This is a genomic window from Phenylobacterium sp. (assembly GCF_031181185.1).
Classification (GTDB): Bacteria; Pseudomonadota; Alphaproteobacteria; order Caulobacterales; family Caulobacteraceae; genus Phenylobacterium.
On record NZ_JAPSKZ010000266.1, the window covers coordinates 1 to 3388 of the forward strand.

General features: G+C 72.9%; 6 protein-coding genes. 5 read left to right on the forward strand and 1 reads right to left on the reverse strand.

What is annotated here, in order from left to right:
• The 5 genes from RIF93_RS19520 to RIF93_RS19540 form a co-directional block, all read left to right on the forward strand.
• The coding region (locus RIF93_RS19520) for a TetR-like C-terminal domain-containing protein (RefSeq protein WP_309093111.1) at window positions 1-293 on the forward strand (293 nt) is incomplete at its 5' end.
• Window positions 294-304: 11 nt separating this feature from the next.
• The gene (locus RIF93_RS19525; protein ID WP_309093112.1) at window positions 305-1081 is read left to right on the forward strand and encodes an ABC transporter substrate-binding protein; all 777 of its coding nucleotides are present in this window, start codon (window positions 305-307) and stop codon (window positions 1079-1081) included.
• Window positions 1078-2064 carry an iron ABC transporter permease gene (locus tag RIF93_RS19530; protein ID WP_309093113.1) on the forward strand — a complete coding sequence of 329 codons (987 nt, stop codon included), beginning with the start codon at window positions 1078-1080 and terminating at the stop codon, window positions 2062-2064. The genes RIF93_RS19525 and RIF93_RS19530 overlap by 4 nt, the downstream gene beginning before the upstream one ends.
• Entirely contained in the window at window positions 2061-2828 is a 768-nt protein-coding gene (locus RIF93_RS19535) for an ABC transporter ATP-binding protein (RefSeq protein ID WP_309093114.1), read from the forward strand. Before RIF93_RS19530 ends, RIF93_RS19535 begins: the two co-directional genes overlap by 4 nt.
• Window positions 2825-3193, forward strand: coding sequence for a hypothetical protein (locus RIF93_RS19540; RefSeq protein ID WP_309093115.1), 369 nt, complete (start codon window positions 2825-2827; stop codon window positions 3191-3193). The genes RIF93_RS19535 and RIF93_RS19540 overlap by 4 nt, the downstream gene beginning before the upstream one ends.
• Here RIF93_RS19540 and RIF93_RS19545 read toward each other — a convergent pair.
• A partial coding sequence (locus RIF93_RS19545) for a hypothetical protein (protein WP_309093116.1) occupies window positions 3190-3388 on the reverse strand: 199 nt, incomplete at its 5' end. The two genes, RIF93_RS19540 and RIF93_RS19545, sit on opposite strands and share 4 nt — an antisense overlap.

Here is a 3388-nt window from a genome sequence, read left to right on the forward strand (position 1 = left end):
CCTATCAGCTTGTCTATTGCACGCCGCGTCCGGTATCGGCCGAACCGTGGCCCGAGGGCACGGCGGACCTGAGCCGACAATGCTACGAGATCTTCTCCGGCGTGGTGCGCGAGATCGCGGCGCTCGGCCGTCTGCGGACGGGCGGGGCGGATTCAGCCGCCCAAGCGCTCTGGATGGGCTGCCACGGGGTGGTGGCGCTGCTGACATCCCGGCCGGCGTTCGGCTGGGCCGATCGCGAGGAGCTGCTGAAGGTCAGCCTCGACGGCATGCTGCACGGGCTGGTCATCGACTGACTTTGGGCGCGTTGTTCGCGCTCGCGGTCGCCGCGGGCGCCGAGGCCGCGCCGCGGGTGCTGTCCCTGGACTCATGCGCCGACCAGTATGTCCTGGGCTTGGCTCCGCGCGAGGCCATCGTGGGCCTCTCCACGCGCGCCGACGACGCCGATTCCCGCCTGCGCCACCTGGCCCGCGGTCTGCCGATGCGCCGGATCGACCTTGAGACCGTGCTGTCCGTGCGGCCGGACGTCGTCGTCCGCTACTGGGGCGGCGAACCCCGGCTGATCGCCGCCTTGCAGCGCCGCGGCGTCCGGGTCGTGACCATTCCGGACGCCACCAGCTTCGCGGACGTGCGCGCCACGGTGCGCAAGGTCGCCGCGGCGATCGGCCAGCCGGCCCGCGGCGAAGCCGCCATCGTCCGCATGGACACTCAGCTCGCTGGCGCTGCGGGCGCCTGGAAGGGCGCTCGCGCCCTCTACCTCACCCCCGGCGGGCTCACCGCAGGTCCGGGGACCCTGATGGACGCGGTTCTGCGCGCGGCGGGGATGACCAACGCCGAGACGCGACCGGGCTACCAGACCGTCTCGCTCGAGCAAATGGCGCTGACGCCGCCGAAGACGGTGGTGCTGGGCTTCTTCGACACCTTCCAGCTCGCGGGCGACAGCTGGGGCGCGGGCCGCCATCGGGTGCTGCAGCGGATCGCGGAGACGCGCTCCGTCGCCAGCCTTCCCGGCGCCCTGTTGGGCTGCCCCGACGTCGGCGCGGCCGAGGCGGCGTTGCTGCTGGCTTCGGAGGCCCCGCGATGAGGCCGCTGGCGATAAACCTCTTGCTGACGCTCGCGGCGCTCGCGATGGCCGGCGCGGGCCTGTTCCTCGGCGAGATCCAGCTGTCGGGCGCACAGATCGCGGAGGGTTTCGCCGACCCGGCGTCAGGGCCGGGCGTCGTGCTGTTCGAGATCCGCCTGCCGCGGACAGCGGCGGCCCTGGTCGTGGGCGGCGCCCTGGGGCTCGCCGGCGCGGTGATGCAGGGCCTGCTGCGCAACCCGCTCGCCGACCCCGGCGTCCTGGGCGTCTCGGGCGGCGCCGGCCTGGGCGCGGCGCTGGCCATCTCGCTCGGCCTCGCCGGCGCGCCCGGCGCGATCGAAGCGGCGGCGCTCGCCGCGGCCCTGCTGGTGGGTCTGGTGCTGACGGGTCTGGCCGCGCGTTTCCGCGAGCCGGAGACGCTGATCCTGTTCGGCGTGGCGCTGTCCGCCTTCCTGGGCGCGCTGACCTCGCTGGTCTTCAACTTCTCGTCCTCGCCGGTGACCTTGGCCGAGGTGCTGGGCTGGCTGCTGGGCTCGGTGGCGAACCGCGACTGGATGGACATCGCGCGGCAGATTCCGGCGCTGGCGGTTGGCGTTGGCCTTGCCATGTACGCTGCACGCGGACTCGTCATGCTGACCCTTGGCGATGAAGCTGCAGCGCTCTCGGGCCTGCCGATGACGCGGTTGCGCGCCGCCGCCGTGGCCGGGGCCTCCCTCCTGACCGGAGCCTCCGTCGCGATGGCCGGCATCGTGGGCTTCGTGGGCCTCGCTGCGCCCCATCTGGTGCGCGCGGGGGCGGGCGGCGATCCCGGGCGCGTCCTGCTGCCCTCGGCCCTGGCCGGCGCCGTGCTGTTGGCGGCTGCAGACCTGGCCGCGCGGCTGATCCCCACCGATCTGGAGCTGAAGCTAGGCGTGGTGACGGCGCTGTTCGGCGCGCCCCTGTTCGCCCTCATCGCCTGGCGCGCGGCGCGGAGCTGGCGCGGATGACCCCGGCGCTCGCTCTCCGCGAGGTGTCGGTTCGCCGCGGCGCCGGGCTGGTCCTGGATCGCGTGAACCTCGACGCTCGATCCGGTGAGGTGTTGGGCGTCGTGGGCGCCAACGGTTCGGGCAAGACGACACTCCTGCGGGCGGCGCTCGGCTTGATCCGACCGGCCGCTGGCCGGGCCGAGCTTGCCGGCGGTGAGGTGCGCCGGCTCTCCGAGGTCGAGCGGGCGCGGTTGGTCGGCTACCTGCCGCAGGAGCGGCACGTGGGCTGGAACATGACGGCCTGGCGGGTGGCGAGCCTAGGCGCCTTTCACGCCCGGCCGGCCGAGGCGCGGATGCGCGCCGACGCCGCGCTCGCCCGCGTCGGTCTCTTGGACCTGCGCGATCGGGGCGTGCTGGAGATGTCGGGCGGAGAACGCGCGCGCGTGCTGCTTGCCCGGCTCCTCGCGACGGAGGCGCCGCTGATGGTGGCCGACGAGCCGATCGCGGGCCTCGATCCCGACGCCCAGCTTCTGGCGCTGGACCTTCTACGCGAAGAGGCGAACCGCGGCGCGGCCGTGGTGCTGACGCTCCACGACCTGGGGCTCGCGGCGCGCTACTGCGACCGGCTGTTGGTGCTGGCGAGCGGACGCGTCGTCGCCGACGCTTCGCCCGCCCAGGCGCTCACGCCGGCCGTGCTGGCCGAGGCCTTCGCGCTCGACGGGCGGTTGGAGCTCGCGTCCGACGGCGCCATGCTGGTCGCCAGGCGGCGAGGGGGCCGGCCATGACCTTTGCGAAGTGGACGTTCACGCTGGGCGGCGTCTGGGGCCTGCTGATCGTCGGTCCGATGCTGTTCCTCGAGGGCTGGATCGCTGCAAACGACCGCGGCCCCGTGGCCTATCCCGAGACCTACTACGGCTTCGTTGGCTCGGTGCTGGTCTGGCAGCTGGTCTATCTGACCATCGGCCGCGACCCGCAGCGATTTCGGCCGCTGATGCCGCTGGCCATGCTCGCCAAGCTGGCGTTCGGGGTTGCAGTCTGGACGCTGTACGCGACCGGCCGCACGCCGCTCAACATCGCGGTGGTCGCCACGCCGGACCTTATCCTGGCGGCGCTGTTCGCGGTCGCCTGGCGGAAGACGAAACCGGCCTAGGGGCTCGCTGTCTGCACCGCGACACTTTGCGGGTAGCCGTAGCCGCCGCGCTTCAGGTCGCTAGAGAGCGTGATCGGCGCCGAGCCGCCGTTCAGCTTGGCCCGGTAGACCTGCATGTTCTCCATGACCCGCATGATGTAGTTGCGCGTCTCGGAGAACGGCACGCACTCGATGAAGTCCAGCGGATCGGTCGAG

Coding starts and splice junctions, on each gene's coding strand:
- RIF93_RS19540 (WP_309093115.1), top strand. CDS start 2,825: ATGACCTTTGCGAAGTGGACGTTCACGCTGGGCGGCGTCTGGGGCCTG.
- RIF93_RS19530 (WP_309093113.1), top strand. CDS start 1,078: ATGAGGCCGCTGGCGATAAACCTCTTGCTGACGCTCGCGGCGCTCGCG.
- RIF93_RS19535 (WP_309093114.1), top strand. CDS start 2,061: ATGACCCCGGCGCTCGCTCTCCGCGAGGTGTCGGTTCGCCGCGGCGCC.